Genomic DNA, 26,273 nt, shown 5'->3' with positions numbered 1-26,273 from the left:
GCGCCGACGGGCTATTGACGAGACGTCTAGTAAGTTACCGGCGGTCCCGGCGCCCAACAATGGCACGGTCCGGTGAGGATCGTCACCCCGCCGGGTCGCCGGCGAGCGCGAGGGCCGGGACGACCAGCAGCAGCGAGCACGCGGCCGCCGCGAAGGCGCCCGCCGCGCCGGCGTGGTAGACCGGCAGCCACACCAGCGGCGCGACCGCCCCGCCGCCGAACCGGAACGCCGACACCGCCGACAGCGCCCCGCCCCGGTTCCGCGGCACCGCCCGCATCGTCAGGCTCTGGAGCGCGACGGTCATCATCGACGCGCCGGCGCCCGCCAGCGTCCACCACACGGCGAGCGCGCCCACGGAGCCGGACGTCCCGACCACCGCGACGAACCCTCCGGTCACGACGGCCGCGACGCCTCCGCACAGCCGTGCCCCGGCGCGCTCGGCGACGCGTCCCCAGACCGCGCCGAGCGCCAGCCCCGCCACCCCGAACCCGAGCAGCGCGACGCCCGTGAGGTCCGCGCCGGCGTGCAGCTTCTCCCGCGCGTACAGCGCCACGAGGAACGGCAGCGCGGACGCGCCGAGGTACGACACGAACGAGGCCGCCGACAGCAGGCCCATCCGCCGGCTCAGCAGCGGCCGCCAGGGCGGTGCCGCCGCGGCCGGGCGCGGGTCCCCCGGCGGCGGCGCGAACGCCAGCAGCACGGCGGCCCCCGCGACCACGACGAACCCGAGCCGCCACGACGACGCCGCGGCGAGGCCGCCGACCAGCGGCGCGAACGACTGCCCGGCCGCCTGGCAGCTGGAGTACGCCCCGACGGCCCGGCCGAGGCGGTCGCGCGGGACGATGTCGCCGAGCCCGGCGAGCAGCAGCGGCGAGGTGAACGCGTTGGCCGCCCCGAGCGCGGCCCGCGCCCCGAGGAACAGGCCCAGCGCCGGCGCGAGCGCGCACACCAGCGAGCCCGCCGCGTACACGAGGTAGGCGATCCGGACCGTCCGGCGGCGCCCCCACCGCTCCCCGAGCGTCCCGGACACCAGCTGGACCAGCGCGAACGGCACGAAGTAGGCGGTCAGCGACGCGGCCGCGGCGCCCGCCGAGGCGTGCACGGACCGGCCGATCTCGGGGAGCATCGGCGAGACGACGCCGCCGCCGAGCGGGCCGAGCAGCGCGCCGCCGTAGACGGCCCCGACCTTGATCCGCTGCAGTGCCACCGCTCCCCCGGCGCTCACCCTAGATCATTTCGCCCCGGATTCGGGGCTCCCGCCCCGAATCTTCGCGATGCGATGGACGCCGGGTTCGAGGTGATCCGCCCTTGCGCCCCGGACGGTCCTGAACTGTAGTCTGGACACCTGTCCAGAAACAGCGGCCGGACGGCCGCGCGCGGAGGGGACTGTGAGCATGAGGTTCGAGGGAAGGGTCGCGGTCGTCACCGGCGCCGCCCAGGGCATCGGCGAGGCGTACGCGCGGGGCCTCGCGGCGGAGGGCGCGTCCGTCGTCATCGCGGACGTCGACGAGCGCGGCCAGGCCGTCGCCGACGACATCAAGGGCCTGTTCGTGCGGACGGACGTGTCGGACCCGGCGTCCACCGAGGCCATGGCCGCCGCCGCCGTGGAGCGGTTCGGCGGCATCGACCACCTGGTGAACAACGCGGCCATCTTCGGCACGATGAAGCTGGACTTCCTGTTCACCGTCGACTGGGACTACTACAAGAAGTTCATGGCGGTGAACATGGACGGCGCGCTGCTCTGCGCGCGCGCCTGCTACCCGCACATGCAGGCGCGAGGCGGCGGGTCGATCGTGAACCAGTCGTCGACGGCCGCCTGGCAGTACTCCGGCTTCTACGGGCTGGCCAAGGTCGCGATCAACGGGCTGACGCAGCAACTCGCGCACGAGTTCGGCAGCATGGGCATCCGGGTCAACGCGATCGCGCCGGGCCCGACGGACACCGAGGCGAACCGCAAGGTCGTCCCCGGCAACATGTCGCAGAAGATCGTCGACCAGAAGATGGCGCTCAAGCGGATGGGCACGCCCGAGGACATGGTCGGCGCCTGCCTGTTCCTGCTGTCGGACGACGCCGCGTGGATCACCGGGCAGATCCTGAACGTGGACGGCGGCGAGGTGTTCCGCGCCTAGCGCCGCGGTCGCGGCCCGGAAGCGGCGGGCGGGAGCGGGCCCGGTCCGGCGGGCGGTGCGGGCGCGGTCCGGAGAGACGGCGGGCCGCGCCCGCGGCTAGGCGATCCGCGGGGACGGGTCGGGCATCAGCATCGGCCCGGTCACCCGGAACCGCTCGACGCCCCGCCGGGTCAGGTTGATCCGCAGGTCGATCCAGCCGGGCAGCCCGGAGGCGCCGCAGTCGGGGGCGCCGCGCAGCGGGAAGTGCAGGTCGCCGACCGACAGCTTGGCGCCGTGTACGTGCACCGGCAGCAGGATCCGGGACCCGGCGGTGAGCGGCGCGATCGCGCAGCCGCCGATCTCCCGGCCGCGGTCCGCGCTGCGCACCGCCTCCGCCGCGACACGGGCGCGGGCCGCCGGATGGACCCCGCCGAGCAGCATCCGGCCCCGGTCGCCCTCCGGCGTGGCCCGGACGGACCGCGGCGCGCACCCGATGAGGCCCGGATGCCCGGACGCGCAGTACACCCCGTCGGCGCGCCCCACGCCGAGGACGTCCACCACGATCACGTCGCCGGGCTCCGCGCCGACGACCACGAGCGGGCCGCACAGCACCGCGTCCTCGCCCGGCTCGCGAGCCGCGCACTCCATCCGGACGGTCCCACCGGTGATCACCTCGGCGACCGCCGGGATGGCGGGATGCCAGCGGTCGTGCCCGGGGACCGGCCGCCCCCTCCCCTCCAGCGTGAAGGGGGCGGCCGGGGCGGGCGGAACGGGTGAGAGCGTCAAGGCGGGCGTCCTTCCAGAACGGTGACCGGGAACGGTCCCGATCCTGGCCGGGGCGCGTTTCAGCCGGATTTCACCGCCGCGAAGGACACGTCAAACCGCCTTCACCGGGAACCGGAAGGCGGCGCCGCGGCCCGCTTCCGGAGCCGGGCGCCGGGCGCCGGGCGCCGGGGTCAGCGGAGCCCGGTGGAGCGCCGCAGCGCGGTCTGGATCAGGCGGTCGACGAGCGACGGGTAGTCCAGCCCGGTCGCGGCCCACATCTGCGGAAACGCCGACGCCGGCGTGAACCCCGGCATCGTGTTGATCTCGTTGAGGATCCAGCGCCCGTCCGGGGTGTGGAAGAAGTCGACGCGGGCGAGGCCCTCGCAGTCCAGCGCCTCGAACGCCTGCGCCGCGATGGTCCGGACCTCGTCGATCGCCTCCGCGGGCAGGTCCGGCGGGATCGCCATCCGGGTGCCGCCGTCGAGGTACTTGGTCTCGAAGTCGTAGAAGTCGTGGTCGCCGGCCATCAGCACCTCGGCGGGCAGGCTCGCCTCCGGCGGGCCGTCGTCCACGCCCTGCAGCACGCCGCACTCGATCTCGCGGCCCTCGATCGCCGCCTCCACGATCACCTTCGGGTCGTGCTCGCGGGCCGTCTCGACGGCCGTCTCCAGGTCGGCCTCGTCGGTGACCCGGGTGATGCCCATGCTGGACCCGGCGCGGGCCGGCTTGACGAACACCGCCCGCCCGGCGGCGAGCCCGAGCTGCTCCTTGACCTCGTCGAGCTTGCGCTTGCGCTCGCGGCGCCACTCCCGGTCGCCGATCAGCACGTACGGGCCGACGGGCAGCCCGCGCGCCTGCCAGACGAGCTTCATGAAGCCCTTGTCCATGCCGACCGCGCTGGCCAGCACGCCGGCGCCGACGTACCGGACGCCCGCCAGGTCCAGCATGCCCTGGATCGTGCCGTCCTCGCCGTACGGGCCGTGCAGCAGCGGCAGCACGACGTCGACCTCGCCGAGCGTGGCGGGGACCTTGCCGGGCTCGACGACCATCAGCCCGCGGCTGTCGGGGTCGAACGGCAGCGCCAGGGCGCTGCCCGCGCCGGACACCTCGGGCAGGCGGCCGTCCTGGATCGCGAGCCGCTGGTCCTCGGGCGCGAGCACCCAGCGGCCGTCGCGGGCGATGCCGATCGGCAGCACCTCGTAGCGGTCCCGGTCGATCGCGGCCATCACGGCGCCCGCGGTGACGCAGGAGATCGCGTGCTCGGAGCTGCGCCCGCCGAACACCACGGCCACGCGAATCTTGGAAACCTGGGACATGATTCCCGACCCTACCGGTGATCAGTACGGTGCGGCCACGAACGATCCGGGCGTGCCCCGGCCTCCGGACGCGACGTCGCGTCGTCCACGGGTCACACTCCGTACCGTTCCGGCTTCGGTGAACGGGAGATCAGCGAGATCGCCGCCTCCGTGATGGGGGTGCCGTGGTACAGCACCGAGACGACCGCCTCGGTGATCGGCATCTCCACGTTGTGCTTGCGGGCCAGCTCCAGCACCGCCTCCGAGGACTTCACGCCCTCGGCGGTCTGCTTGGTGGCGGCGACGACCTGCTCCAGCGTCATCCCGCGGCCGAGGTTCTCGCCGAACGTCCGGTTCCGCGCCAGCGGCGACATGCAGGACGCGGCGAGGTCGCCCATCCCGGCGAGCCCCGCGAAGGTGTGCTCGTCGGCGCCGAGCGCGATCCCGAGCCGGGTGATCTCGGCGAGCCCGCGGGTCATCAGCACCGCCTGGGTGTTGGACCCGAACCCGAGCCCGACCGACATCCCGACGCACAGCGCGACGACGTTCTTGATCGCCCCGCCCAGCTCCACGCCGATCACGTCGGTGGAGGTGTAGACGCGGAAGTAGGGGGTCATGGTGGCGGCCTGCAGCCCCACCGCGGCCTGCTCGTCCACGCAGGCGGCGACCGCCGCGCTCGGCTCGCCGGTCGCGATCTCGCGCGCCACGTTCGGCCCGCTGAACACCGCGACCCGCTCCTCCGGGACGTCGGCGACCTCGCGGACGACCTCCGACATCCGCCGGGTGGTGCCGAGCTCGACGCCCTTCATCAGGCTGACCAGGACGGCTCCGGGCGGCAGCAGCGGCACCCAGCCGGAGAGGTTGTCGCGCAGGCTCTGCGCCGGGACGGCGAGCGCCACGAAGTCGGCGCCGTCCAGCGCCTCGGCCGGGTCGAGGGTCGCCCGGATCGCCGCGGGCAGCTCCACGCCCGGCAGGTAGTCGGCGTTCTCGTGCCGCTCGTTGATCGACTCGACGAGCTCGGGCCGGCGCCCCCAGAGGGCGACCTCGCCGCCCGCGTCGTGCAGCAGCTTGGCGAACGTGGTCCCCCAGGACCCGGCGCCCATCACCGCGGTGCGGTAGGTCACGAGTCACCCGCCTTCGTCTTCTCGGTGGTGTCGGACGCGCCGTCCGCCGGCCCGGCCGGGTCGGGCACCCCGGCGGTCCCGGCGGCCGCCGCGTCCCGGGCCGCCGCGTCCTCGGCCTCCTTGGCGGCGCGGCGCCGCTCCTCCAGCACCCGGTGGTGGTCGTAGCGCTCGGCGGGCGGCCGCTCGCCGCGCAGCTCGCCGAGCAGCTCGGAGATCACGTCCATGATCTCGTCGGTGGCCGCGCGCAGCGTCTCCTTGGAGAGCGGCAGCCCCTCGTACTTCGACAGGTCGATCGGCGGCCCCGCGATCACCTTCATCGTCTTGCGCGGGAACGGGTGGAACCCCTTCTTCAGGCTCCCGGCGAGCCCGCGCTGCTCGGCCTTCTTGTACGGCAGCAGCTCGTGCGCGCCCCACGTCGCGACCGGGACGACCTTCGCGCCCGTCTGCAGCGCCATCCGCGCCACGCCCGTCTGGCCGGTCATCGGCCACAGCTCGGGGTCGCGGGTGCAGCTGCCCTCCGGGTAGAACATCAGGCACTCGCCGTCCACCAGCGCCTTCTCGGCGTCCTTGAGGGCCAGCGCGGCGTCGGCGCGGTCGCGGTGCACGGGGATCTGGCCGGTGCCGCGCATCGCGGCCCCGACGATCGGCGTGCTGAACAGCGCGGCCTTGGCCAGGTAGACGGGGTAGCGCCCCGCCTCGTAGACGAAGTGCGCGAGGGCCAGCGGGTCGGACTCGGAGATGTGGTTGGCGGCGATGATCACGCCGCCGGTCCTGGGCACGTTGCCCCGGCCGCGCCAGTCCCGTCTCAGCAGCCCGAACAGCAGGGGCCGCAGGATGACGATCGTGAGCTTGCGCCAGCCAGGCGAGTACCCGTGGCTCATGACCCGTCCCTCCTCCATCCGTACCCGACGTGAACGCGGGGTGTCCACAAGTGTCGCGGTTGTCTGCGCATAGTGTCGAGTTGCCATGTCTACCCCAGCGCCCAGCGCGCCTCATCCCGAGTGGTCGCTCGTCGTGCCGGTCAAGGTGCTGGCCAGGGCCAAGACCCGCATGTCGGCGGCGGCGGGGCCGCACCGCGAGGCGCTCGCCCTGGCGGTCGCCGCCGACACCGTCGCGGCCGCGCTCCGCTGCGCCCGCGTCCGCGATGTGATAGTGGTCACCGACGATCCCGTCCCCGCCGGGGAGCTGGCCGCGCTCGGCGCCCGGATCGTCCCCGACGAGCCCGACGCCGGGCTGAACCCGGCCCTGATCTACGGCGCGGGGCGCGGCCGCGACCTCGCCCCGGACGCGGGCGTCGGCGCACTGTCCGCCGATCTGCCCGCCCTGCGGCCGGACGAGCTCGCCGCGGTCCTCGACGCCGCGGCTCGGGCGCCGGAGGCGTTCGTCCCGGACGCGGCAGGCATCGGCACCACGCTCTATACGGCGCGTCCCGGGGTCCCTTTCTCCCCCGCGTTCGGCGGGGACTCCCGCACCGCGCACCGCGCGCGCGGCGCCCGCGAGCTGCTGCTGCCCGGGACCGACAGCGTCCGCCGCGACGTCGACACCCCCGACGACCTCCGCGCCGCTCTGGCCCTCGGCACCGGCCCGCGCACCGCGGCCGTCGCCGCGCTGCTCCCCGATTTCGCGCCGTCCGCCGGGCACGGCCGGGGATAGGGTTCCCGCATGCAGGGGACGGTGAAGGACTTCGACCCGGCCGCGCGGGCGGGGAGCGTGCTGCTGGACGACGGGACGGAGCTGCCGTTCGACGCGGACGCGTTCGCGGCGGGGGGCCTGCGGCTGCTGCGCTTCGGGCAGCGGGTGAACCTGGCGATGGAGGGCGACCGGGTCGCGGTGGTGACGCTGTCGACGTTCCCGTTGCCGGGGACCTGAACGGGCCGTGGAAACGGCAGCGCCCGGGACCGTTCGGAACGGTCCCGGGCGCTGCCGCGGTGAGGCTACTTCTTGCCGGCCACCAGGTTCTTGAAGTCCGCCCCGGCCTTGAACTTCGGCACGGACGTCGCGGGAACCTCGATGGTCTTGCCCGTTGCGGGGTTGCGGGCCGTACGGGCAGGCCGGTCGGCCTTCTCGAACGAACCGAACCCGGTGATCGCCACCTTGTCGCCCTTGGCGACGGCGGATTGGATCGCCTCCAGGATCGCGTCGACGGCCTCGGCTGCGGCCTTCTTGCTGCCCAGCCGGTCAGAGATGGCGTCGACCAGCTCACGCTTGTTCATGGGTTACTCCTCTAGTTCCCCCCTTGCCCGAACGAAACTAAGGGACCCTCAGCATGGACACAATCACCTGCACGCAGAAGTTGCCGTGTCGCTGGCGTTTTTGTCGGCCTCGCCCCCGTCTCGCCGGGTGACCGGACCGGATCCGGCCACTGCGCACGCTAACGGACGTCGGGCGCCTCGTGGAAATCGGCCAGGAACGCCTCCAGCCTGCGGGCGGCCAGGTCGGAGTCCCTTTTCGCCAGATCCGTGATCGCCAGGAGGTGGCGGATGAGCCGCTGCCGGGTCTGCGGCGGCAGCGGCGCCACGGCCCGGTGCGCGTCGCGCAGCTGCCGGGCGAGCCGGGTCAGCGCCGGGTCGTCCCACTCCGGCCCGCTCCACGGCGTGGCGTTCACACAAGCCCCCCAACGCTCGGGCGTCTTCGTCCCCTGCGAAGAATTGTCCCGCGCGAGGCTACGCGACCCCTGCCCCGGGGTCCCCCGACCCCCCGAAACCCGCCCCCAGGCCCGGATGTCCAAAGCCAGACCCGAGGTTTTTGAAGCCCAACCCGGGTGCTCGAAGCCCAACACGAAGGCTCGAACCCCAGCCCGAAGGTTCGACGCCCGCCCCGAGGGTCCGACGCCCAGCCCGAAGACTCGAACCCCAGCCCGAAGGTTCGAAGCCCAGCCCGAAGGTTCGAAGCCCAGCAGGGGGGTTTGAAGCCCGGCCGGGGGTTTGAAGCCCAGCCACGATCACGGGCAGGCACGCGGAGCGAGCGCAGCGAGCGGAGCGGGCATGCCCGACGACGGACGGGCTGTTTCGCCGCGGAGCGCTAGCGGAGTGGCGAAACAGCCCGTCCGTCGTGACGGGGGGTTCCAGGGGGGTCGTCCCCCCTGGGCTACACCGTGACCGGCAGCCAGGTCGGCCGGGCGGCCTCGTAGTCGTTGATGGCATCGCCGTGGCGGAGGGTCAGGCCGATGTCGTCGAGGCCCTCCATGAGCCGCCAGCGGGTGTAGTCGTCGATCTCGAAGGCGGCGGTGTCGGCGCCCCAGCGGACCTCGCGCTTCTCGAGGTCGACGGTGATCTCCAGGGCGGGGTCCTTCTCGGCGGCGCTCTGCAGGGCCTCGACCTGCTCGCCGGTGAGGACGACCGGCAGCAGCCCCATCTTGGTGGAGTTGTTGCGGAAGATGTCGCCGAAGCGCGGCGCGATCACGACGCGGAACCCGTACTGCTGGAGGGCCCAGACGGCGTGCTCGCGGGAGGAGCCGGTGCCAAAGTCGGGGCCGGCGACGAGGATACCGGCGCCCTGGTACTGCGGCTGGTTCAGCACGAAGTCGGGGTCCTCGCGCCAGGCGGAGAACAGGCCCTTGTCGAATCCGGTGCGGCTGACCTGCTTGAGCCAGACGGCGGGGATGATCTGGTCGGTGTCGACGTTGCTGCGCCGCAGCGGGACGGCGCGTCCGGTGTAGGTGGTGAAGGCTTCCATGGCTCGGGTCTCCTCAGAGGTCGGCGGGAGCGGCCAGGCGGCCGGTGACGGCGGTGGCGGCGGCGACGGCGGGCGACACGAGGTGGGTGCGGCCGCCGGGGCCCTGCCGGCCCTCGAAGTTGCGGTTGGACGTGGAGGCGCTGCGCTCGCCGGGGGTGAGCTTGTCGGGGTTCATCGCCAGGCACATCGAGCAGCCGGCCTCGCGCCATTCGGCGCCGGAGGCGGAGATGACCTGGTCGAGGCCCTCCTCCTCGGCCTGCTTCTTGACCTTCATGGAGCCGGGCACGACCAGCATCCGGACGCCGTCGGCGACCTTGCGGCCCTTCAGCACGCCCGCGACGGCGCGGAGGTCCTCGATGCGGCCGTTGGTGCAGGAGCCGACGAAGACGGTGTCGACGGCGATGTCGCGGAGCGGCGTCCCGGCGGTGAGGCCCATGTACTCCAGGGCGCGCTCGGCGTTCTGCCGCTTGACCGGGTCGTCGATGGTCGCGGGGTCGGGCACGGACTCGCCGAGCGGCAGGCCCTGGCCGGGGTTGGTGCCCCAGGTGACGAACGGGGTCAGCTCGGCCGCGTCGATCACGACCTCCTTGTCGAAGACCGCGTCGTCGTCGGTGCGCAGGGAGGTCCAGTACTCGACGGCCTTGTCCCAGTCCTCGCCCTGCGGGGCGTTCGGGCGGCCCTTGAGGTAGGCGAACGTGGTCTCGTCGGGGGCGATCATCCCGGCGCGGGCGCCGGCCTCGATGGACATGTTGCAGACCGTCATGCGGCCTTCCATCGACAGGGAGCGGATCGCGTCGCCGCGGTACTCGATGATGTGGCCCTGGCCGCCGCCGGTGCCGATCCGGGCGATGATCGCCAGGATCAGGTCCTTGGCGGTGACGCCCTCGGGCAGGTCGCCGTTCACGGTGACGGCCATCGTCTTCGGCTGGATCTGCGGCAGGGTCTGCGTGGCGAGGACGTGCTCGACCTCGCTGGTGCCGATGCCGAACGCGAGCGCGCCGAACGCGCCGTGCGTGGAGGTGTGCGAGTCGCCGCACACCACGGTCATGCCGGGCTGGGTCAGGCCCAGCTGCGGGCCGATGACGTGCACGATGCCCTGGCCGTCGTCGCCCATCGGGTGCAGGCGGACGCCGAAGTCGGAGCAGTTCTTGCGGAGCGTCTCGACCTGGGTGCGCGACACGGGGTCGGCGATCGGCTTGAGCAGGTCCGTGGTCGGGACGTTGTGGTCCTCGGTGGCGATCGTCAGGTCGGGGCGGCGGACCTGGCGGCCGGCCATCCGCAGTCCGTCGAACGCCTGGGGGCTGGTGACCTCGTGGACCAGGTGCAGGTCGATGTAGAGGAGGTCGGGCTCACCCTCGGCACGCCGTACGACGTGCGCGTCGTACACCTTCTCGGCCAATGTACGGCCCATCACACCCACCTCACCTGTCATGATCGTCCGGCGCGCCGTCGCGCCGAGGTCCGGTCCGGCTGATTTGCATCTCAAATTACGAGACGGCAATATCAAGACATGGACAACTCTAGCGGAGTCGGCGTACTTGACAAAGCGGTTCTCGTGCTGAACGCGCTCGAAGCCGGTCCCGCCTCGCTCGCGCAGCTCGTGCAGACCACCGGTCTCGCCCGCCCCACGGCCCACCGGCTCGCCGTCGCGCTGGAGCACCACCGCCTCGTCCACCGCGACACCCAGGGCCGGTTCATCCTCGGCCCCCGGCTCGCCGAGCTGGCCGTCGCCGCCGGCGAGGACCGCCTCCTCGCCATCGCGCAGCCCATCCTCGCCCAGCTGCGCGACCACACCGGCGAGAGCGCCTCCCTCTTCCGCCGCCAGGGCGACGTCCGCGTCTGCGTCGCCGCCGCCGAGCGCACCAGCGGCCTGCGCGACACCATCCCCGTCGGCGCCGCCCTCCCCATGACCGCCGGGTCCGCCGCCCAGATCCTGCTGGCCTGGGAGGAGCCGGACCGGATGCACCGCGGCCTGCGCGGCGCCAAGTTCGAGGCGACCACGCTCGCGTCCGTCCGCCGCCGCGGCTGGGCCCAGTCCGTCGGCGAGCGCGAGCAGGGCGTCGGCTCGGTCTCCGCCCCCATCCGCGGCGCCGGCGGCCGCGTCATCGCCGCCGTCTCCGTCTCCGGCCCCCTCGAACGCCTCACCCGCTCCCCCGGCCGCCTCCACGCCGCCCCCGTCGTCGCCGCCGCCGAGAAGATCAGCGAAGGCATGCGCAGGAGCTGACCCCCCGGGGGACTCCCCCATACCCCGGGCTGTCCCGTGATCGGCGGCTCGGGTTCAAGCCTTGTGGGGACGGAGGGTCTCCAGAAGGTCGTCGACGTGGGCCCGGAAGAGGGCGGGCATGTCGATGCGGTCCGGGTCGAGGAGCCACTGGGTCTGGAGGCCGTCCATGATGGCGATGATCCGGGCGGCGGTGGCGTCGGCGTCGAGGCCGGCGCGCAGCTCGCCGGCGTCGGCGGCGCGGCGGAGGGCGTCGGCGACCCAGGCGCGCAGGCGCGCGTAGCGGGCGCGGGCCCAGTCCCGTGCGGGGTGGCCGGCGGTGACGGCCTCGCTCGTCAGCACCACGAAGAGCCGGACGAGCTCGGGCGTGCGGCTGTTGTGCTCCACGACCCGGACCAGCGCGGTCAGCAGGTCGAGGCCGCCGGCGCCCTCGTCGCCGGCGAAGAACCGCTCCATGTCCCGCCGGTCGCGCAGTTCGAGGACGGCGACCAGCAGCTGCTCCTTGGTGCGGAAGTGGTGCAGCAGGCCGGGCTGGGACAGCCCGGCGCGTTCGGCGACCCGGGCCAGCGACGTGCCGCGGTAGCCGTGTTCGGCGAACTCCTGGGTCGCGATGTGCAGGATGCGCTCGCGCCTGGCGTCGCCCGCGGCGTAGCCGCGCCGCCGATCCGTGCCGGTCCTCACGCCACCTCACTCTACGCAGACCAGAAATAACGTACGAATAACAAACCTACCGAGTACTCGGTATCGGAAAATAGGGTGGGCGGCGTTCGGATACAGGAGGAGGTTCGATGTCCGTCGACGAGTCCGGCCTGCGCGAGCGGCTCGCCCAGCTGACGCTCGAGGAGAAGGTCCATCTGCTGAGCGGGGCCGACTTCTGGTCGCTGCGCCCGATCCCGGGCATCGGGCTGCGGAAGGTGGTGCTGTCGGACGGCCCGAGCGGCGTCCGCGGCACGGCCTGGGACGAGCGGAGCACGAGCCTGCTGTTCCCGAGCCCGACGGCGCTCGCCGCGACGTGGGACCCGGCGCTGGCCGAGCGCGCGGGCCGGCTGAACGGCGCCCAGGCCAGGGACAAGGGCGTGCACGTCCAGCTCGCGCCGACGATCAACCTGCACCGGACCCCGCTCGGCGGCCGGCATTTCGAGAACTACTCCGAGGATCCGCTGCTCACCGCGCGGATCGGCGTCGGGTTCGTGAAGGGCGTGCAGTCGGCCGGGGTCGCGGCGACCGTGAAGCACTTCGTCGGCAACGACTCCGAGACCGCCCGGATGTCGTACGACGCCCGGATCGACGACGCGACCCTGGACGCGGTGTACATGCGCCCGTTCGAGGACGCGGTGAAGGCCGGCGCGTGGGCGGTGATGGCCGCCTACAACAAGGTCAACGGCACGACGATGACGGAGAACCGCGCGCTGCTGACCGGCGTGCTGAAGGAGCGCTGGGGGTTCGAAGGCGTGCTGATGTCGGACTGGACGGCGATCCGGTCGACCGCGGCGAGCGCGAACGCCGGCATGGACCTGGAGATGCCGGGGATGCCTGGCAACGCCTGGCGGGACAGGCTCGTCGCGGCCGTCCGCGACGGCGAGGTGGCCGAGGAGCTGGTCGACGACAAGGTGCTGCGGATCCTGCGGCTGGCCGCGCGGGTCGGCGCGCTGGACGGGTTCCCCGAGCCGGCGCCCGTGACGACGCCTCCCGACGCGCCCGCCCAGCTGCGCGCGCTCGCGGCGCGCGCGTGCGTGCTGCTGCGCAACGAGGGCGGCGTGCTCCCGCTGAACGTGCCCCGCAGGCTGGCGCTGATCGGCCCGAACGCGGTGCGGTTCAGCGCGCAGGGCGGAGGCAGCGCGCACGTGAACCCCGAGCACGTCGTCTCGCCGGTGGACGGCCTGCGCCGCGCGCTCGGCGCCGACACCGAGCTGACCGTGCGCGCGGGCGTCTACCCGCACGAGCGGCTGGCGGCGCTGCCGCTGGACATGGCGGCCGACCCGGAGACGGGCGAGCCGGGCGTGCGGCTGGAGTTCGTCGACGCGGACGGCGCCATCGTCGACTCCGAGCACCGCGGGGCGGCCCGCTTCATGTTCTTCGAGGGCGTCCCGGAGGGGACGGCGCAGATCGTCGTCCGCGCCCGGGTGACGCCTGCGGCGGACGGCGTCCACACGTTCGCGGTCGCGGGCGTCGGCGAGTACGAGGTGCGGGTCGCGGACACGACGGCGACGGTGAACCTGGCCCTGGACGGCGGCGACCCGGTCGAGGCGATGATGCGTCCGCCGGAGCACCGCGTCGAGGTGGAGCTCGCGGCCGGGCGGGCCGTCCCGGTGGAGCTGCGGCGCGCCTACAAGGCCGGATCGTTCCTGACGGCGTTCGGCATCGGGTACCACGAGCCGCACCTGCCCGAGGACGAGGAGCTGGCGGCGGCTGTCGAGGCCGCCCGCGCCGCCGACGCGGCGGTCGTGATCGTCGGCACGAACGACGACGTGGAGAGCGAGGGCTTCGACCGGACGACGCTGGCGCTGCCCGGCCGCCAGGACGAGCTGGTGTCCGCCGTCGCCGCCGCCAACCCGCGCACGGTGGTGGTGGTGAACGCGGGCGCGCCCGTGCTGATGCCGTGGCGGGACGAGGTCGCGGCGGTGCTGTGGGCGTGGCTGCCGGGCCAGGAGGGCGGCGACGCCATCGCCGACGTCCTCACCGGCGCGGCCGAGCCGGGCGGGCGGCTCCCCACGACGTTCCCGGTGTCGGAGGACGGGATCCTGTCGCCGGTTCCCGGCGAGGACGGGTCGCTGCCGTACGCGGAGGGCGCCGCGATCGGCTACCTGCACTACGCGCCCGAGCAGGTCGCGTACCCGTTCGGGCACGGCCTGGGCTACACGGACTGGGAGTACGAGTCGCTGGCGGTGGCGGACGGGGTGACGGAGGTGACGGTCCGCAACGCCGGCGACCGGCCGGGGCGCGAGGTCGTCCAGGTGTACGCCGCGCCGGACGGGCTGCCCCTCCGGCTCGCCGGGTTCGCGGTCGCCGAGGCCGCGGCGGGCGAGCGGGTGACCGTCCGGGTCCCGCTGGACGAGCGGCTGCCCGGCGGGTGCGCGGTGCGCGCCGGACGGTCCGTCGCCGATCTGCGGCTGACCGCCTGACGCCGGGGGCGGGGCGGCGCCCGATGCCCGCCCCGCCCCCCCCGGCGTCCCGGCGTCCCGGCGTCCCGGCGTCCCGGCGTCCCGGCCGGAGCGTCTCCGCGCATGGTCCGACAAAGCACCGCATCTCGGGCCACCTTTGAAGAGTGCCGGTATCGGCCCGCACGCCCTGGATAGCGTTGTGCTCCGGACAGGGAGGTGCGCGGTGCAGATCTCCGAGCTCAGCGATCGCAGCGGCCTGACGGTCCAGACGATCAAGTTCTACATCCGGGAGGGGCTCCTCCCGAAGGGCTCGACGGTCAGCGCGACCCGCGCCGAGTACGACCACCGGCACCTGGAGCGGCTGCGGCTGATCAGCGCGCTGCGCGAGGTCGGCGACCTGCCGGTCGCGGCGATCCAGCGGATCGTCGAGGCGATCGAGGACGAGCGGGTCGGCCTGCATGAGCTGTTCGGCACCGCCCAGTACGCCATCGGACCGCACGTCGCCGCGCCGTACGACCCGCACTGGCGCGCCGCGCGGCAGGACGTCGACGCGCTCGTCCGCGAGCTCGGCTGGACGGTCGGCGACCGCTCCCCCGCCCGCGACCTGCTCGCGCACACCTTCGTCGCGCTGCGCCGGCTCGGCTTCCCGATCACCCTCACCGACCTGCGGCCCTACGTGAAGGCCGCCGCCGAGGTCGCCGACCACGAGATCGGCCGGGTGGCCGACGGGGCGCCGCGCGCCCGGACCGTCCACACCCTGCTCGTCTCCACCGTGCTGTACGAGCAGGTCCTGACGGCCCTGCACCGGCTGGCCCAGGAGAACGCCTCGGCCCGCCGCTTCGGCTGAGGCGGCCTGCGCAAGCCATGCGGCTCACGCATGGCCGGTCTGCGAAACCTGCGCTGGTGGCATGGCTCGGCGGCGCCTAGCGTCGGTCGCACCATGACACGAATCGCTTTTCTCGGACTGGGGCGCATGGGCGCCCCGATGGCCGGACGGCTGATCGCCGCAGGCCACGACGTGGCGGTGTGGAACCGGACCGCGAGCAGGGTGCCCGCCGACCTCGGTGCGGCGCTCGCCGCCTCCCCCGCGCGGGCCGCCGCCGGCCGCGAGGTCGTCATCACCATGCTCACCGACGCGGACGCCGTCGAGGACGTGCTGTTCGGCCCCGACGGGGCCGCGACCGTGCTGGAGCCCGGAGCCGTCGTCGCCGACACGTCGACGATCGGGCCGGACGCCGCGCGCCGCGTGCGCGAACGGCTGCCGGACGGTGTCGGCCACGTCGACGCGCCCGTGGTGGGCAGCGTCCCGCAGGCGGAGGCGGGCGAGCTGGAAGTGCTGGTCGGCGGCACGGATGACGACCTCGCCCGGTGCACCGGGGCGCTGGAGGCGCTCGGACGGGTCCGGCACGCGGGCCCGCCCGGGTCCGGCGCCGCGCTGAAGCTCGTCGCGAACGGCATGCTGGTCGCGAACTTCGCCGTGCTCGGCGAGGCGCTCGCGCTCGCCGGCCGCCTGGGCCTCGACCGCGACCTCGTGCTGGACGTGCTGTCCCGCACGAGCGCGCAGGCGCGGCGGCTGAAGGACGCGGTGCCCGGCGCGGCGCCGCGCTTCACGGTCGCGCTCGCCGCCAAGGACCTCGATCTCGCGCTGGACGTCCCGGGAGCGCCCACCGGGGGCGTCCTCGCCGCCGCGCGCGCCCGCGCGTCCGCCGCGCTGGCGGACGGCCTCGGGCCGCACGACCTCATCGCACTCGCGGATCGGACACGGAAGGACTCCCCCATGCGCGTCACATTCGGCGACCCCGCCACCGTCCCACCGCCGCCGAACCCCTTCTACTCGCACGCCGCGCACGTGACGGCCGGTCCGATGCTGTACGTGTCGGGGCAGATCGCGCTCACCGAGGACGGGAAGGTGGACGCGCCCGGCGACATGGCCCGGCAGTCCGAGGTGATCTTCTCGCTGCTGGAGCGGATCCTCGCGGCGCACGGGGCCGGGTTCGCGGACGTGGTGAACGTCCGGACGTTCGTCACCGATCTCGGCCGGGTCGCCGAGTACGGGGCCGTGCGGCGGCGGTTCTTCCCCGGCGCCGCGCCCACCAGCACGACCGTCGAGGTCGCCCGGCTGTTCCACCCGGACGCCCTGCTGGAGGTCGAGGTGGTCGCCGCGATCCCCTGACCCGGCCGGGCCGTGCTAGCCCAGCTCGGCGGCGACGGCCCGCAGGTCGTCCAGGAACGCGGTGACCGCCGGGGACCTGCGGGCGTGCCGGCCGACCGCGGCGCGGACGGCGCGGGTGGGCTGCTCGGGGGCGAGCGGCCGCAGCACGACGCCGTCGCGCGCCGCCGCTGCCGCCGCGAGCGCGGGCACGAGGGTGACGCCGAACCCGGCCGCGACCAGGCCCAGCTTGGAGATCCATTCGGCGACCCGCAGCGGGGTGCGCGGCTCGAACCCGGCGGGCTCGCAGCGGGCGCGCAGCGCCGCGACCGCCTCGGGGGCGTCGGCGACGATCCACGCCTCGCCGGCCAGGGCGTCCAGCGGGACGCGGCGGCGCGCGGCGAGCGGGTGCCCGGACGGCAGCGCGACGAGCAGCGCGTCGTCCAGCAGCGGCACCAGGTCGCCGGCGGGCAGCGCGGGGACGGTGTGCGTGCTGACCACGGCGAGGTCGAGGTCGCCGCCGTCCAGCATCGCGAGGAGCCGGTCGGTGACGCCCTCGCGCAGCGTGGCGCGCACGCCGGGATGCCGGTCGCGGAACCGGGCGAGCGCGCGCGGGACCAATGCCGCGTTCGCGGTGGGGAACGCGCCGAGCCGCAGCGTCCCGGTGTCGAGGCGGCGCAGCCCCTCCATGGCCTGGACGGTGTCGGCGAGCCGGTCGAGCAGGGCGCGGGCGTGCGGCAGGAGGTGCTCGCCGGCGGGCGTCGGCCGCACGCCGCGGGCGCCGCGCGCGAACAGCTCGACGCCGCAGACGTCCTCCAGCGCGGCGACCTGCCGGGACACCGCCGACTGGGTGTAGCCGCCCGCCGCCGCGGCCGCGGTGAACGAGCCGAGGTCGGCGACGGCGACGAAGGTCCGCAGCAGGAGCGGATCGAGCGATTCGGCGCGCATCCCCGGAGGTTAGCGCCGGTTCGGCCATGAAATCGGCTTGGTAGGCTGCTGCTCTCCTCTCCGCATCCCCGCAGGTCCCACCGAGGTCGCCCATGTCCGGAAGCCGCCCCTTCGTCAGCATCGCCACGGACTTCGGCGCCGCCTACACCTCGATCTGCGCCGGCGTCGTGCACACCATCGCGCCCGAGGCGAACGTCCTGGTGCTCAGCGACGAGATCACGCCGTTCGACGTGGTGGAGGGCGCGATGCTGCTGCGACAGGCGCTGCCGTACCTGCCGGTGGGCGCGCACACGGGCATCGTGGACCCGGGGGTCGGGACGCCGCGCCGCCCGCTGGCGGTCGAGACCGGACGCGGCGACGTACTGGTCGGCCCGGACAACGGGCTGCTGGTGCCGGCGGCCGAGGCGCTCGGCGGGATCGTCCGGGCGCACGCGCTGGAGAACCCGGCGTACCGGCTGACGGAGGTCTCGACGTCGTTCCACGGGCGCGACATCTTCTCCCCCGCCGCCGCGCACGTCGCGGCCGGCGTGGACGTCGCCGACCTCGGCGCGCCGGTCGAGCCGGTGCCGCTGGACCTGCCGGCGCCGGTCGCCCGCGACGGCGAGCTGACCGCCCCGGTGCTGTACACCGACCGGTTCGGCAGCCTGGTGCTGGGCGCGGAGCGCGACGATCTCGCCGCCGCGTTCGGCGCGCTGGAGCCCGGCACCCCCCTCGAAGTGGAATGGAGCGTTCCAGACGGGGCGTCCCGCACCGCCCTCGTCCCGTTCGAGCGGACCTTCGGCAGCGTCGCCGTCGGCGAGCCGCTGCTGTGGATCGATTCCTCGGGCTGGCTCGGCCTCGCCGTCAACCAGGGCCGGGCCGCGGACGTCCTCGGTCTGGCCGGCGCGCGCACCGTCACCCTGCGCGCCGCCGCCCCGCGCCCCACCACCCCGCATTCTTGATCATGCGACACCGCACCGCTGGAGGCACCCCCGTGACCCGCCGCCCCCTCGTGGCCGCCCTGACCGGCGTCGCCGCGCTCACCCTCGCCGTCACCGCCTGCGCCCCGCAGGACGACGGCGGCTCCGACGCCTCGGCGAGCAAGAGCCCCGCCTCCTGCACCAAGGACAAGCTGCCGCTCAAGACGCCCGGCAAGCTGACCGTCGCGACCGACAAGCCGGCGTTCGAGCCCTGGTTCAAGAACGACGACCCGTCCAACGGGCAGGGCTTCGAGAGCGCCGTCGCGTACGCGGTCGCCGGCAAGCTCGGCTTCACCAAGGACCAGGTCGCCTGGACGACGCAGTCGTTCGAGTCGTCCTACGCGCCGGGGCCGAAGAACTTCGACTTCGACATCAACCAGATCTCCGCCACCCCGGCCCGCGAGAAGGCCGTGACGTTCAGCGACGGCTACTACGACGTGCAGCAGGGCGTCGTCGCGCTCAAGAACGGCGAGTTCGCGAACGCGGCGAGCATCGCGGAGCTGAAGAAGGCCCGGATCGCCGTCCAGGTCGGGACGACCGCCCTCCAGGCGGTGCAGAACCAGATCAAGCCGGACAGCCAGCCGAAGATCTTCAACACCCAGATCGACGCGGTGAACGCGCTCAAGAACAAGCAGGTCGACCTGCTGCTGGTCGACCTGCCGACCGCGTTCTACGTCACCGCCGCGCAGATCGACGGCTCGAAGATCGTGGGCCAGCTCCCGCAGACCGAGGGCGGCAGCACCGAGCACTTCGGGCTGCTGATGGAGAAGGGCAGCACGCTCGTGGGCTGCCTGAACCAGGCGGTCGGGCAGCTCAGGTCGTCGGGCGAGCTGGCGAAGATCCAGCAGCAATGGCTGACCTCGTCGGCCGGCGCGCCCGTCCTGAAGTGACCCTGCGATGACGGTGCGGGCCGGCGGCGAGACCGCCTGGGTCAAGAGCGAGCGGCAGCTGGACCGGGAGCGGCGCCGCCGGCGTGCCGGCGTCCGGTCCGGCTCGGTCGCCGCCGCGTCGACCGTGCTGTGCGTCGCGGTCGTCGTCGCCGTGGTGGTGACGTCGCCCGGCTGGCCGCGCGTGCACGAGACGTTCTTCAACTGGGGCGAGTTCACCGGCGCGTTCCCGGACGTGCTGCGCGGCTTCTGGCTGAACGTGCGGATCTTCCTGATCGCCGAGCCGGTGATCCTGGTGCTCGGCCTGCTCGTCGCGCTCGCGCGCGGGCTGCGCAACCCGCTGTTCTTCCCCCTGCGGGCCCTGGCCGTCGCCTACACCGACGTGTTCCGCGGCATCCCGACGATCCTGCTGGTGTACCTGGTCGGGTTCGGGCTGCCCGCGCTGCGGCTCCAGGGCGTTCCGGACAGCCCGGCGGTGCTGGGCGGGTTCGCGCTCGTCCTGTCGTACGGCGCGTACGTCGCGGAGGTGTTCCGCGCGGGCATCGACTCGATCCACCCGAGCCAGCGCGCGGCGGCCCGGTCGCTCGGGCTCAGCAAGACCCAGAGCCTGCGGTTCGTGGTGCTGCCGCAGGCGGTGCGGCGCGTCGTCCCGCCGCTGCTGAACGACTTCGCCTCGCTGCAGAAGGACACCGCGCTCGTCGCCGTGCTCGGCCCGCTGGAGGCGCTGCGGCAGGCGCAGATCCACTCGGCGACGAACTTCAACTACACCCCGTACCTGGCCACGGCGGTGCTGTTCGTCGCGCTGACGGTGCCGATGGCCCGGTTCACCGACCACCTCGCGGCGCGCGCCGAGCGCCGCCGCGCCCCGGGAGGCGGCACATGAGCGGACCGCTGCTGCGCGTCGAAGGCGTCTGGAAGACCTACCACGCGCATCCGGTGCTGCGCGGCGTCGACCTGGACGTCGCGCCGCACGAGGTCGTCTGCCTCATCGGCGCGTCCGGGTCGGGCAAGTCGACGCTGCTGCGCTGCGTGAACGTGCTGGAGACGGTGGACGACGGCGCGATCCTCCTGGAGGGCGACGACATCACCGACCCGGACGCCGACCCCGACGAGGTCCGCAAGCGGATCGGGATGGTGTTCCAGTCCTACAACCTGTTCCCGCACATGTCGGTGCTGGACAACATCACGCTGGCGCCCGTCCGCGTCCACAAGCGGCCGAAGGCGGAGGCCGCCGAGCAGGCGCACGCGCTGCTGAAGCGGTTCGGCCTCGCCGACAAGGCCCGCGAGTACCCGGACCGGCTGTCGGGCGGCCAGCAGCAGCGCGTCGCGATCATCCGGGCGATGGCGACGCGGCCGAGCCTGCTGCTGCTGGACGAGGTGACCTCCGCGCTCGACCCGGAGCTGGTCACCGAGGTGATGGGGATCATCCGGGAGCTGAAGGAGTCCGGGATGACGATGATCCTGGCCACCCATGAGATGGGGTTCGCTCGGGACATCGCCGACACGGTCTGCTTCCTGCACGACGGCGTGCTGCTGGAGCGCGGCCCGGCCGAGCAGATCTTCGAGGAGCCGGCCGAGCCGCGCACCCGTGAGTTCCTCCGCCGCGTGCTCGAATCCCGGCGTATCTAGGATGGCGGGCGTGGCGGATCTGGACGTGGTGGCGTGGGTGCGGGTGGTGGACGGGCGGCTGCTGGCGGTCCGGTCGCGGGGCCGTGACCTGCTGTACCTTCCCGGCGGCAAGCGGGAGCCGGGCGAGGACGACTGGACGGCGCTGTCCCGGGAGGTCCGGGAGGAACTGGACGTCGAGCTGGACCGGGCGTCGTTCCGCGAGCTGGGGGTGATCCGCGCGCCGGCGCACGACCAGCCGGACTACACGCACGCCCGGATGGCGTGCTTCACCGCGGCGCACCGCGGCGAGATCGCGGCGTCCGGCGAGGTCGACGAGTACCTCTACCTCGCGCCGGCCGACCGGGGCCTGCTCGCGCCGGCGGCCCGGGCGGCGCTCGACCTGGCATTGGACCACGGCCTGCTTCGCTGAAGGTCTCCGGAATCACACCAATCTCCGGAAGGACGCGGTTAGGATCCTGGCTGGATCCGAGATCTCTTCACTTTCCGGGGAACCGCATGGCGCACGTGCACCATTTCTCCTACGGGCCGCTCACGCCCGTGTCGGCGTACCTGATGTCGTTCGTCGGTTCCTTCCTCGGGCTGCTGTGCATGTCCCGGGCCCGCGCGTCCACCGGGCGCTCGCGCGCGTCCTGGCTGTCGCTCGCGGCGCTGGCCATCGGCGGCACCGGGATCTGGGTGATGCACTTCATCGCGATGCTGGGCTTCAGCGTCTCGGGCATGCCGATCCGCTACGACGTGCCGGTCACGCTGCTGAGCTGCCTGACCGCGGTGGCGGTCGTCGCGGTCGGGCTGTTCATCCTCGGGTTCGGCGGGTCCGGGCCGGGCGTGATCGTCACGGGCGGCGCGGTCATGGGGATCGGCGTGGTGAGCATGCACTACTCCGGGATGGCCGCGATGAACATGCCCGGGGACATCGGGTACCGGCCGGGCCTGGTCGTGCTGTCGATCGTCATCGCGTTGGTGGCGGCCACCGCGGCACTGTGGTTCTGCCTGCGCGTCCGGGGCCTGCCGGCGACGGCCGGGGCCGCGCTCATCATGGGCGTCGCGGTGACCGGCATGCACTACACCGGCATGGCGGCCATGCGGATCACCATGGACCCGGCCATGCCCGCCCCGCACGGCGCCACCGCGTCCGACTTCCTGATCCCGCTCATCGGCGGCATCGCGGCGGTGTCGATCACGCTGCTGATCATCATCGCGATGGCGCCGAGCGAGGACGAGATCCGGGCCGACGCGGAGTTCCAGGAGCGCATCGCCGCGCGGCGGGCGGTTGCGGAGGAGGGCGGCCCGGCGGCGGCGCCGGACGCTCCCCGCGCGCGGACCGCGGGCGAGCGGTTCGACGGCCGCTGACGGCCCGCGCCCGGCGGGTGCTCGCCCGGCGCGCCCTCGCCCGGCGCGTGCTCGTCCGGCGGCCCGCGCCGGTCAGGACAGCTCGGCGATGATCTTCTCGAGCGCGCTGCGCAGGTGGCGGCGCTCGTCGTCGGTGAGGGTCGCGGTGGCGCGCTCCTCCAGCCGCCGCCGCGCCTCCCGGATCGGCGCCTCGGCCCGGCGGCCGCGCTCGGTCAGGTAGAGCCGGACGAGCCGGGCGTCGGACGGGTCGCGGCGCCGGGTGACCAGGCCCGCGGCCTCCATCCGGGTCGCGGTGTTGACGACGGTCGGGGTGGTGAGGGCGAGCCGGTTCGCCAGCTCGCCGGGGGTCAGGCCGTCCTCCTGCCAGAGCACCTCCAGCAGCAGGTTCTGCCCGACGCGGACGCCGTGCTCGCTCATCGCCTCGTCGGAGGCCGCGCGCAGCAGCTTGTGGGCGCGGGTGGAGAGCCGGAGCAGGTCGTCCATGCCCCGATCCTAGTAATCGTTTGCATGCTAGCGATCTCACCGCTAGCGTTCCATTAGCACGCTAACGAAAGGAGGGGCCCGTGATCCTCGTTACCGGCGGGCTCGGATTCATCGGCTCGCACGTCGCGCGGGCGCTGCTCGACCTCGGCGAGTCGTGCCTGCTCACCCGGCACTCGGCGGCGCCTCGGGACGTGCCCGCAGGGGCCGCCGCGGAGCGGCTCGACATGACCGACCGGGACGCGTTCCTCGCGCTCGGCGACCGGTACGCCGTCACCGGGATCGTCCATCTGGCAAGCACCCCGCTACGCGGCACCGACGTGGTCGCGGAGATGCGGGCCAACACCGCCGGCCTGCTCAACGCGTTCGAGGCCGCGCGCGCCTGGGGCGTCCGCCGGGTCTGCGTCGCCAGCACGATCGGCGTGTACGCCGGGGTGCGCGACAGCCCGTTCCGCGAGGACGCGCCGCTCCCGCCGGGCGTCCCGCACCCGACCCCCGCGTTCAAGCGGAGCGCGGAGGCGCTGGCGTCGGCCATCGCGGGGCACGCGGAGTTCGAGGCCGTGTGCCTGCGGATCGGCGCCGTCTGGGGTCCGCGCGGGCGCGCCGAGTCCCCGTTCTTCGCGCTTCCCGGGCTGGTCAACGCGGCGGTGCGCGGCGAGCCGTACCCGGGGAAGGCGTACGCCGGCGACGGCATCGACGCGCTGTACGCGCCGGACTGCGGGCGCGCCATCGCCCTCCTCCAGACGGCCGGGACGCTGCGCCACGCCATCTACAACGTCGGGTCCGGCGGTGTCACCACGAACGCGGAGGTCGCGGCGGCGATCGCCAAGGCCGTCCCGGACGCCCCGATCGAGCTGGCCGAAGGGCGCTCCCCGGGCGGCCCCGACGAGGACTACCGCCTCGACGTCACCCGCCTGCGCGCCGACACCGGTTTCGCGCCCGCCCACGACCTCGACGGCGCGGTGGCCGACTATGTCGCCTGGCTGCGCGGCCGCGCGGAAGGCTCGCCGCGTCGTTGACGGAGAACGGGAATCATGCCGTGAGCGCGACCCCGGCGCCGACGCCCAGGACGAGCGAGAGCAGCGCCGCCGCCACCGGCAGCGCGATCGCGCCGATCCGGGCCAGCGCCCGGTCGGCGCGCGGTGTGACGCGCCGCTCCATCGCCAGCAGCCGCGCGGCCTCGCGGAACGGGCCCGGACCGCCCGCAAGCGCCGCGTCCAGCGACGCCGCCGCGACCGCGAGCGCACCGAGCACCAGCACCTCAAGCATCGGCGGTCACCGCGCCGAGGTCCGGATCCAGGCTCGCCGCGATCAACCGGGCCTGCGCGAGGTCGGCGCCCGTCACCAGCTCGGGCAGCACGGACACGAGCGCCTCGTCCCGGTCGTCGCCGTCGACCGGCGTACCGCCGCCGTCGAGGGCGAGCCGGATGTCGCGGAGCCACCCGTCCAGGCGGTCGGCGACGTCGCCGACGTACCGCGCGGGCACGCCGTGCCGGTCCGCCGCGTCCGGCGCGAGGTGCCCGATCCCTCTGGTCATCCAGCGCAGGAGCCTGGACCGCCGGACGGTCCGCTCGAACGCCTCGAACCCGCGCCCGATCTCTCGGCCGTCGAGAAGGCCGTCGCGCAGGACGGCCGCGCGCCGCGCAGCGTCGTCCCAGCCGGCGACCCGCAGGAGCCGGGCGGCGCCGTCGAGACGGCGCGCCGCCTCCCGCCCCGCCCAGAACGGTCCGCCGCCCGTGTCGACCATGACGGCCTCGGCCGACTGCACGACGTCCCCCTGCAAGGCGAGGTCGAGGCGCAGCCCGGCGGGCCAGTCCGCCAGCACGGGGCCGAGCGGGACGTGCAGGACGTCGAGGCGCAGGCCGTCCCGGTCGTCCGCCCGGTCGGCCATGCCGGCGTCCTCGGGCGGTTCCGCGCCGCGCCGCCGCGTCCGGTCCGGTTCGATGTCGTCGAGCGCGTCCGGCCTGATCCTCGCCCGGGGGCCGGCATCGCCGACCACACGAGGTCGATCGCCTCGGCGAGCGCCTCGCCGGGCCGGCCGCAGACCACCAGCACGCCCGTCTCCGCGGGCGACACCGCAGGACGCCACCGGCGCTCCCGCAGCCCCGCCTCGACCGCGAGCCGGTCGCCGGTCCCGTCCGCCGCCGACACGACGAACGGGCGCGGACTCCGCTCCGCGAACCCCCGCAGCCGCTCCCTCAGACCCACCGCAGCGCCCCCTCGCGCCACGCGTACAGCACCCCGACCAGCAGCAGCCCCAGGAAGGCGAACATCTCCACGACCGCCTTCGCGCCCACCGACGCCACCACGAGCGCCCACGGGTACATGAAGACCATCTCCATGTCGAAGGCGAGGAACACCATCGTCACCGCGTACCAGCGGACGTGGTACCGCGAGAAGGCGTGCTCGCGGGGCCGCCCGCCCGACAGGAAGGGCCCGGCCTCCAGCGGCCCCGGCGCCATCGCGTACGAGATCGCGTAGACGGCCGCGATCACCGCGCCCACCAGCCCGAGGACGGAGAGGACCACGGCGTACGGCGGCATCGCTCCTCCCCGCTCCCGGCGTCCACTCCCGGGAGGTGTACCTGATCACCGCCCGCAGGAAACCTCCCGGGGGTAAATCGCCGGAAAGCGGGACGGGCCCGGACGCGCGGAAGGGAGCCGCCCGGACCGGACGGCTCCCCTCTGAGCCCGGCTCACGCGCCGACGCTCTCCTTCTCGTCCGCCGGCCGCGCCGAGCGCGCGCGCAGCGTCACCAGCGCGAGACCCGCACCGGCCAGCGCCACGACCGCGGCGCCGACGAACGCGGCCTGGAACCCGTCGGTGAGCGCGGGCAGGTCGCCCGGCCTCCCGGCGCCCTGCGAGGTGGCGATGGCGGTCATCACCGCGAGGCCGATCGCCGACCCCACCTGGTAGGTGGTGTTGACGATCCCGGACGCCAGCCCGCCCTGCTCCGGCGCGACGCCGCCGATCGCGGCCATCGTGGCGGGGATGAACACCAGCGACATCCCGACGGCGGAGACCAGCGAGCCCGGCAGCACGTCGGTGAGGAAGCCGCCGTCCGCGTCGATCGTCGACAGCACGAGCAGCCCGGCGGCGAGGACGACCAGCCCGGTGACGATGAGCGGGCGCGTGCCGAACCGCGCGATGAGCCGCCCGGTGACGCCGACCATCAGCACCATCATCAGCGCGGTCATCGGCAGCAGCGCCGCACCGCTGGGGAACGCCCCGTACCCCAGCACCTGCTGCAGGTAGAGGTTCAGGAAGTACCACATCGGGATCCACGCGGCTCCCAGCAGCGCCATCGCCGCGTTCGCCCCGGCGAGGCCGGGGGTGCGCCACACCGACAGCGGCATCAGCGGGCCGCGCACGATCCGCTGCCACGCCACGAACAGCGCCAGCAGCAGGACGGCGCCGCCGAGCTGCAGGACGGTGGCCGGCGCGTCCCAGCCGCGCCCCGGCGCCTGGACGATCGCGTACACGGCGAGGCCGAGCCCGGCCGTGACCGCCGCGGCCCCGGCGACGTCGAGCCCGGCGCGGCGGCCGGGCACCGCGGGCAGGACGGCCGGGACCGTCGCCAGCG

The 26,273-nt window shown here is 74.1% G+C and carries 30 protein-coding genes; 14 read left to right on the top strand and 16 right to left on the bottom strand.

Annotation, left to right across the window (positions count from 1 at the left end):
* Positions 1-82: 82 nt before the first annotated feature.
* Positions 83-1,225 carry an MFS transporter gene (locus amrb99_RS23645; protein WP_190859682.1) on the bottom strand — a complete coding sequence of 381 codons (1,143 nt, stop codon included), beginning with the start codon at positions 1,223-1,225 and terminating at the stop codon, positions 83-85.
* 169 nt (positions 1,226-1,394) lie between these two features.
* Here amrb99_RS23645 and amrb99_RS23640 point away from each other — a divergent pair, with 169 nt between their 5' ends.
* Positions 1,395-2,129 (top strand): SDR family oxidoreductase, encoded by a 735-nt coding sequence (locus amrb99_RS23640; protein ID WP_190859679.1) that lies wholly within the window; start codon positions 1,395-1,397, stop codon positions 2,127-2,129.
* A 96-nt stretch (positions 2,130-2,225) separates the two neighbouring features.
* Here the strand turns inward: amrb99_RS23640 and amrb99_RS23635 are convergent, their stop codons facing one another.
* The 4 genes from amrb99_RS23635 to amrb99_RS23620 all read right to left on the bottom strand — a co-directional run bounded on the left by amrb99_RS23635 (position 2,226) and on the right by amrb99_RS23620 (position 6,173).
* Positions 2,226-2,894: an acetamidase/formamidase family protein gene (locus amrb99_RS23635; protein ID WP_241755850.1), complete on the bottom strand. Its 669-nt coding sequence runs from the start codon at positions 2,892-2,894 to the stop codon at positions 2,226-2,228.
* 170 nt (positions 2,895-3,064) lie between these two features.
* Positions 3,065-4,189: a D-alanine--D-alanine ligase family protein gene (locus amrb99_RS23630; RefSeq protein ID WP_190859677.1), complete on the bottom strand. Its 1,125-nt coding sequence runs from the start codon at positions 4,187-4,189 to the stop codon at positions 3,065-3,067.
* A gap of 92 nt (positions 4,190-4,281) precedes the next feature.
* Entirely contained in the window at positions 4,282-5,271 is a 990-nt protein-coding gene (locus amrb99_RS23625) for an NAD(P)H-dependent glycerol-3-phosphate dehydrogenase (protein ID WP_190859846.1), read from the bottom strand.
* A gap of 17 nt (positions 5,272-5,288) precedes the next feature.
* Positions 5,289-6,173: a lysophospholipid acyltransferase family protein gene (locus amrb99_RS23620; RefSeq protein ID WP_190859674.1), complete on the bottom strand. Its 885-nt coding sequence runs from the start codon at positions 6,171-6,173 to the stop codon at positions 5,289-5,291.
* An 85-nt stretch (positions 6,174-6,258) separates the two neighbouring features.
* Here amrb99_RS23620 and cofC point away from each other — a divergent pair, with 85 nt between their 5' ends.
* Positions 6,259-6,945 (top strand): 2-phospho-L-lactate guanylyltransferase, encoded by a 687-nt coding sequence (cofC, locus tag amrb99_RS23615; protein WP_190859672.1) that lies wholly within the window; start codon positions 6,259-6,261, stop codon positions 6,943-6,945.
* Between the two features lie 9 nt (positions 6,946-6,954).
* Positions 6,955-7,161: a hypothetical protein gene (locus amrb99_RS23610; protein WP_190859670.1), complete on the top strand. Its 207-nt coding sequence runs from the start codon at positions 6,955-6,957 to the stop codon at positions 7,159-7,161.
* A 65-nt stretch (positions 7,162-7,226) separates the two neighbouring features.
* Here amrb99_RS23610 and amrb99_RS23605 read toward each other — a convergent pair whose 3' ends face one another.
* The 4 genes from amrb99_RS23605 to leuC all read right to left on the bottom strand — a co-directional run bounded on the left by amrb99_RS23605 (position 7,227) and on the right by leuC (position 10,378).
* Positions 7,227-7,505, bottom strand: coding sequence for an HU family DNA-binding protein (locus tag amrb99_RS23605; RefSeq protein WP_151542535.1), 279 nt, complete (start codon positions 7,503-7,505; stop codon positions 7,227-7,229).
* A gap of 158 nt (positions 7,506-7,663) precedes the next feature.
* Positions 7,664-7,897, bottom strand: coding sequence for a hypothetical protein (locus amrb99_RS23600; protein WP_190859668.1), 234 nt, complete (start codon positions 7,895-7,897; stop codon positions 7,664-7,666).
* A gap of 482 nt (positions 7,898-8,379) precedes the next feature.
* Complete coding sequence (leuD, locus tag amrb99_RS23595; RefSeq protein WP_190859666.1) at positions 8,380-8,967, bottom strand: 3-isopropylmalate dehydratase small subunit; 588 nt, start codon at positions 8,965-8,967, stop codon at positions 8,380-8,382.
* Positions 8,968-8,980: 13 nt separating this feature from the next.
* Positions 8,981-10,378, bottom strand: coding sequence for a 3-isopropylmalate dehydratase large subunit (gene leuC, locus amrb99_RS23590; protein ID WP_190859663.1), 1,398 nt, complete (start codon positions 10,376-10,378; stop codon positions 8,981-8,983).
* Positions 10,379-10,477: 99 nt separating this feature from the next.
* Between leuC and amrb99_RS23585 the strand changes: the two genes are divergently transcribed.
* On the top strand, positions 10,478-11,191 hold the full coding sequence (locus amrb99_RS23585; protein WP_190859661.1) for an IclR family transcriptional regulator: 714 nt from the start codon (positions 10,478-10,480) through the stop codon (positions 11,189-11,191).
* A gap of 54 nt (positions 11,192-11,245) precedes the next feature.
* Here amrb99_RS23585 and amrb99_RS23580 read toward each other — a convergent pair whose 3' ends face one another.
* On the bottom strand, positions 11,246-11,869 hold the full coding sequence (locus amrb99_RS23580; RefSeq protein WP_190859659.1) for a TetR family transcriptional regulator: 624 nt from the start codon (positions 11,867-11,869) through the stop codon (positions 11,246-11,248).
* A gap of 107 nt (positions 11,870-11,976) precedes the next feature.
* On the opposite strand from amrb99_RS23580, the gene amrb99_RS23575 reads away from it, so the two are divergent.
* From amrb99_RS23575 to amrb99_RS23565, 3 genes are all read left to right on the top strand, one after another.
* Positions 11,977-14,310 carry a glycoside hydrolase family 3 C-terminal domain-containing protein gene (locus amrb99_RS23575; protein WP_190859657.1) on the top strand — a complete coding sequence of 778 codons (2,334 nt, stop codon included), beginning with the start codon at positions 11,977-11,979 and terminating at the stop codon, positions 14,308-14,310.
* Positions 14,311-14,512: 202 nt separating this feature from the next.
* The gene (locus amrb99_RS23570; protein ID WP_190859655.1) at positions 14,513-15,136 is read left to right on the top strand and encodes a MerR family transcriptional regulator; all 624 of its coding nucleotides are present in this window, start codon (positions 14,513-14,515) and stop codon (positions 15,134-15,136) included.
* A gap of 93 nt (positions 15,137-15,229) precedes the next feature.
* Positions 15,230-16,462 (top strand): NAD(P)-binding domain-containing protein, encoded by a 1,233-nt coding sequence (locus amrb99_RS23565; RefSeq protein ID WP_190859653.1) that lies wholly within the window; start codon positions 15,230-15,232, stop codon positions 16,460-16,462.
* Positions 16,463-16,477: 15 nt separating this feature from the next.
* Here the strand turns inward: amrb99_RS23565 and amrb99_RS23560 are convergent, their stop codons facing one another.
* Complete coding sequence (locus amrb99_RS23560) at positions 16,478-17,386, bottom strand: LysR substrate-binding domain-containing protein (RefSeq protein ID WP_190859651.1); 909 nt, start codon at positions 17,384-17,386, stop codon at positions 16,478-16,480.
* A 92-nt stretch (positions 17,387-17,478) separates the two neighbouring features.
* Here amrb99_RS23560 and amrb99_RS23555 point away from each other — a divergent pair, with 92 nt between their 5' ends.
* The 6 genes from amrb99_RS23555 (at position 17,479) to amrb99_RS23530 (ending at position 22,211) form a co-directional block, all read left to right on the top strand.
* The gene (locus amrb99_RS23555; protein ID WP_190859649.1) at positions 17,479-18,327 is read left to right on the top strand and encodes an SAM-dependent chlorinase/fluorinase; all 849 of its coding nucleotides are present in this window, start codon (positions 17,479-17,481) and stop codon (positions 18,325-18,327) included.
* A gap of 32 nt (positions 18,328-18,359) precedes the next feature.
* Positions 18,360-19,235, top strand: coding sequence for an ABC transporter substrate-binding protein (locus amrb99_RS23550; protein WP_347256817.1), 876 nt, complete (start codon positions 18,360-18,362; stop codon positions 19,233-19,235).
* Between the two features lie 7 nt (positions 19,236-19,242).
* Positions 19,243-20,115, top strand: coding sequence for an amino acid ABC transporter permease (locus tag amrb99_RS23545; protein ID WP_190859645.1), 873 nt, complete (start codon positions 19,243-19,245; stop codon positions 20,113-20,115).
* A complete protein-coding gene (locus amrb99_RS23540; RefSeq protein ID WP_190859643.1) occupies positions 20,112-20,861 on the top strand; it encodes an amino acid ABC transporter ATP-binding protein in 750 nt (249 codons plus the stop codon). Before amrb99_RS23545 ends, amrb99_RS23540 begins: the two co-directional genes overlap by 4 nt.
* A 1-nt stretch (position 20,862) precedes the next feature.
* Positions 20,863-21,270, top strand: a complete 408-nt coding sequence (locus amrb99_RS23535; protein ID WP_190859641.1) for an NUDIX domain-containing protein — start codon at positions 20,863-20,865, stop codon at positions 21,268-21,270.
* Between the two features lie 86 nt (positions 21,271-21,356).
* Complete coding sequence (locus amrb99_RS23530) at positions 21,357-22,211, top strand: MHYT domain-containing protein (protein ID WP_190859638.1); 855 nt, start codon at positions 21,357-21,359, stop codon at positions 22,209-22,211.
* A 72-nt stretch (positions 22,212-22,283) separates the two neighbouring features.
* Here amrb99_RS23530 and amrb99_RS23525 read toward each other — a convergent pair whose 3' ends face one another.
* Positions 22,284-22,694, bottom strand: a complete 411-nt coding sequence (locus amrb99_RS23525) for a MarR family transcriptional regulator (RefSeq protein ID WP_190859636.1) — start codon at positions 22,692-22,694, stop codon at positions 22,284-22,286.
* Positions 22,695-22,774: 80 nt separating this feature from the next.
* Here amrb99_RS23525 and amrb99_RS23520 point away from each other — a divergent pair, with 80 nt between their 5' ends.
* Positions 22,775-23,710 carry an NAD(P)-dependent oxidoreductase gene (locus amrb99_RS23520; RefSeq protein WP_190859634.1) on the top strand — a complete coding sequence of 312 codons (936 nt, stop codon included), beginning with the start codon at positions 22,775-22,777 and terminating at the stop codon, positions 23,708-23,710.
* Between the two features lie 13 nt (positions 23,711-23,723).
* Here amrb99_RS23520 and amrb99_RS23515 read toward each other — a convergent pair whose 3' ends face one another.
* The 4 genes from amrb99_RS23515 to amrb99_RS23500 form a co-directional block, all read right to left on the bottom strand.
* Complete coding sequence (locus amrb99_RS23515; RefSeq protein ID WP_190859632.1) at positions 23,724-23,960, bottom strand: hypothetical protein; 237 nt, start codon at positions 23,958-23,960, stop codon at positions 23,724-23,726.
* Entirely contained in the window at positions 23,953-24,690 is a 738-nt protein-coding gene (locus amrb99_RS23510; RefSeq protein WP_241755849.1) for a hypothetical protein, read from the bottom strand. Before amrb99_RS23510 ends, amrb99_RS23515 begins: the two co-directional genes overlap by 8 nt.
* A gap of 199 nt (positions 24,691-24,889) precedes the next feature.
* Positions 24,890-25,234, bottom strand: coding sequence for an NADH-quinone oxidoreductase subunit A (locus amrb99_RS23505; protein WP_190859630.1), 345 nt, complete (start codon positions 25,232-25,234; stop codon positions 24,890-24,892).
* Between the two features lie 152 nt (positions 25,235-25,386).
* The coding region (locus amrb99_RS23500) for an MFS transporter (RefSeq protein ID WP_190859628.1) at positions 25,387-26,273 on the bottom strand (887 nt) is incomplete at its 5' end.

The organism is Actinomadura sp. RB99 (assembly GCF_014706005.1).
Lineage (GTDB): Bacteria > Actinomycetota > Actinomycetes > Streptosporangiales > Streptosporangiaceae > Spirillospora.
Note: the sequence above shows the minus strand (reverse complement) of the source record. Positions and strands in the feature narration are given on the sequence as shown.

Bases quoted from the DNA above. Each gene is read 5' to 3' on its own strand.
- amrb99_RS23640 (WP_190859679.1), top strand. From the start codon at position 1,395: ATGAGGTTCGAGGGAAGGGTCGCGGTCGTCACCGGCGCCGCCCAGGGC.
- amrb99_RS23515 (WP_190859632.1), bottom strand. From the start codon at position 23,960: ATGCTTGAGGTGCTGGTGCTCGGTGCGCTCGCGGTCGCGGCGGCGTCG.
- amrb99_RS23535 (WP_190859641.1), top strand. From the start codon at position 20,863: ATGGCGGGCGTGGCGGATCTGGACGTGGTGGCGTGGGTGCGGGTGGTG.
- amrb99_RS23505 (WP_190859630.1), bottom strand. From the start codon at position 25,234: ATGCCGCCGTACGCCGTGGTCCTCTCCGTCCTCGGGCTGGTGGGCGCG.
- amrb99_RS23575 (WP_190859657.1), top strand. From the start codon at position 11,977: ATGTCCGTCGACGAGTCCGGCCTGCGCGAGCGGCTCGCCCAGCTGACG.
- amrb99_RS23530 (WP_190859638.1), top strand. From the start codon at position 21,357: ATGGCGCACGTGCACCATTTCTCCTACGGGCCGCTCACGCCCGTGTCG.
- amrb99_RS23545 (WP_190859645.1), top strand. From the start codon at position 19,243: ATGACGGTGCGGGCCGGCGGCGAGACCGCCTGGGTCAAGAGCGAGCGG.
- leuC (WP_190859663.1), bottom strand. From the start codon at position 10,378: ATGGGCCGTACATTGGCCGAGAAGGTGTACGACGCGCACGTCGTACGG.
- amrb99_RS23555 (WP_190859649.1), top strand. From the start codon at position 17,479: ATGTCCGGAAGCCGCCCCTTCGTCAGCATCGCCACGGACTTCGGCGCC.
- amrb99_RS23585 (WP_190859661.1), top strand. From the start codon at position 10,478: ATGGACAACTCTAGCGGAGTCGGCGTACTTGACAAAGCGGTTCTCGTG.
- amrb99_RS23560 (WP_190859651.1), bottom strand. From the start codon at position 17,386: ATGCGCGCCGAATCGCTCGATCCGCTCCTGCTGCGGACCTTCGTCGCC.
- amrb99_RS23630 (WP_190859677.1), bottom strand. From the start codon at position 4,189: ATGTCCCAGGTTTCCAAGATTCGCGTGGCCGTGGTGTTCGGCGGGCGC.
- amrb99_RS23565 (WP_190859653.1), top strand. From the start codon at position 15,230: ATGACACGAATCGCTTTTCTCGGACTGGGGCGCATGGGCGCCCCGATG.
- amrb99_RS23610 (WP_190859670.1), top strand. From the start codon at position 6,955: ATGCAGGGGACGGTGAAGGACTTCGACCCGGCCGCGCGGGCGGGGAGC.
- leuD (WP_190859666.1), bottom strand. From the start codon at position 8,967: ATGGAAGCCTTCACCACCTACACCGGACGCGCCGTCCCGCTGCGGCGC.
- amrb99_RS23540 (WP_190859643.1), top strand. From the start codon at position 20,112: ATGAGCGGACCGCTGCTGCGCGTCGAAGGCGTCTGGAAGACCTACCAC.
- amrb99_RS23605 (WP_151542535.1), bottom strand. From the start codon at position 7,505: ATGAACAAGCGTGAGCTGGTCGACGCCATCTCTGACCGGCTGGGCAGC.
- amrb99_RS23525 (WP_190859636.1), bottom strand. From the start codon at position 22,694: ATGGACGACCTGCTCCGGCTCTCCACCCGCGCCCACAAGCTGCTGCGC.
- amrb99_RS23625 (WP_190859846.1), bottom strand. From the start codon at position 5,271: ATGGGCGCCGGGTCCTGGGGGACCACGTTCGCCAAGCTGCTGCACGAC.
- amrb99_RS23620 (WP_190859674.1), bottom strand. From the start codon at position 6,173: ATGAGCCACGGGTACTCGCCTGGCTGGCGCAAGCTCACGATCGTCATC.
- cofC (WP_190859672.1), top strand. From the start codon at position 6,259: ATGTCTACCCCAGCGCCCAGCGCGCCTCATCCCGAGTGGTCGCTCGTC.